1 protein-coding gene and 1 pseudogene are annotated in these 2,055 nt (G+C 59.6%); both read right to left on the reverse strand.

Annotation, left to right across the window (positions count from 1 at the left end; translation table 11 throughout):
• Positions 1-165: 165 nt before the first annotated feature.
• A pseudogene (locus HGP14_RS36155) lies at positions 166-381 on the reverse strand (IS110 family transposase); the annotation flags it as partial.
• A gap of 334 nt (positions 382-715) precedes the next feature.
• Positions 716-1,771 (reverse strand): IS110 family transposase, encoded by a 1,056-nt coding sequence (locus HGP14_RS35055; RefSeq protein WP_168834365.1) that lies wholly within the window; start codon positions 1,769-1,771, stop codon positions 716-718.
• Between the last annotated feature and the right edge of the window lie 284 nt (positions 1,772-2,055).

Consider the following 2,055-nt stretch of genomic DNA (forward strand, 5'->3'; position numbering starts at 1 on the left):
CAATCGCCGCTCCAATGCCCGAATTGCCTCCCGTCACGAGAACACGCTTATTCTTCAGATCGATGTTCATCTCTGCTTCCGCCGCCTATCTACCGGTGCTACACGCTGGGATCGGGTAACGTAAAAGGTTGGGCTCATGTTCCTCGCAAGCGATCTCGGATTTCGCCTAACCTCATGCCCTAGAGCCTTTAATGTCCTTGCCCAATAGTGAGCGCCGTTCGACGCTTCCATGCCAATCAGGCACTTCGGTAAATTCGCAAAGAAGCTCGATACGGCATCGCGCCGCAGTCGCTTCCGCAGCACAACCTTCCCGTGGCTATCGACACCGTGGACTTCAAAGACATATTTTGCGAGATCAAGACCAATCCGAACAACTGACATGACACTCCTCCTTCCTGTCCGTTCCGGAAGCCGGAAGCCTGCGCCCGATGGCAGGCGGGGTCCATACCATTGGCGCCCGCTTGGCAATGTGATCTTGGCTGATGTTGAGCTTTGCGGGTCGGGTGCAGTCATGTCTCCGGCCTGTTTGTGCGGCACGATACGACCGCTGGCCCTGATGTTGTCCGCTTGAGCCGATCCCTATCAGGTTATCGCGCTGTTCTGCGCAAAACATCACCTCGGGTTCTTCGGAATCGTGCGGTCCATTCCGCTTTCGCTGTCACATCATACCATCGTCACTCCGCCAACTGTTTTGCGCGAAAGGGCACTATCGTGATCAGGCCGACGCTGCGAGCTTAGCGCTGTCGCCGGTGGCATCGGCCGGCTGGAAGTCTATGTTCCTCGCCCTGATCACCCAGGCGATGCGGGCGATCTTGTTGGCGAGCGCAACCGCGACAAGCTTGAAAGGCTTCTTCGACAGCAAGCCTCGCGCCCAGTTCGCCAAGGGCGTGTCACTGCTCGCCTTCCTCATCCGGTAAAGAGCGGCGTGCGCCCCGACCACGAGAAGCGTGCGCAGGTGCCTATTGCCCATTTTGGAGATAGCGCCCAGCCTTGGTTTACCGCCGGTCGAGTGCTGTCTGGGGACGAGGCCCAGCCAGGCTGCGAACTCCCGGCCACTCTCAAACAGCTTGGCATCAGGAACGCTGGCCGATAGGCATGTCGCGATGATGGGACCTATTCCGGGCACGGTCGCAAGCCGGATGCTGACGTCGTCGTTGCGATGGGCGGCAAGGAGCGCCTTGTCGAGCTTGGCGATCTGCGTCTCCGTCTCTGTCAATGCGATTGCCAAGGGCATGAGGGCAACGCGAACGGCCTGCGGGCTGTGTTGCTCGTCTTCGAGGAGGTCGATGAGCTGCCGGACATTGCGGGCACCCTGCGGCACAACAATGCCAAGTTCGGCGAAGTGGCCGCGCAGGGCATTGATGAGGGCGGTCCGTTGCGAAATCAGCAGTTCGCGGGCGCTGTGCAGCATCAACGTCGCCTGTCGCTCCTGGCTCTTCACAGGGACAAAACGCATCGACGGTCGTGTCACGGCTTCGCAGATGGCGGCCGCGTCGGCGGCGTCGTTCTTTTGCCGCCGCAGATAAGGCTTGATGTAGCTGGGCGGGATCAACCGGGCGTCATGGCCAGCTTGCAACAGCACTCGCGCCCAGTGATGGGCAGTCGCGCAGGCTTCCATGCCAATCCGGCAAGGGGCAAGCTTCTCGAAGAAGGGTTGCATCTGGCTGCGCCGCAACGACTTGCGCAGCACGACATGCCCATCCGCGTCGATCCCGTGAAGCTGGAAAACATTCTTTGCGACATCGAGGCCGATCGTCGTAATCTCTCCCATGGTGGGTGGCTCCTCTCAAGGTTTGCAACCAACCAATTCTGGCACACTCGATGCCGTCGGAGGGCGCCATCCACCACATCAGGTTAACCGGCGATGAAGCTTTCGGCGGTAGTCGGCGGTCATGATCCGGGCCACTATCAGCTACAAGCGCCATCGTGCAGCATCCGCCCCATGCACCTGAAACACGTTCTTCGCTAAATCCAGTCCAATTGTGCTAACTTCCATCGTGGACGCCTCCTCTATTGTGGCAGCTTAACGCCTACCACCTTGGCACATCGATGCCG

Origin of the sequence: Rhizobium sp. P32RR-XVIII, from assembly GCF_012641395.1 — a bacterium.
GTDB lineage: Bacteria > Pseudomonadota > Alphaproteobacteria > Rhizobiales > Rhizobiaceae > Rhizobium.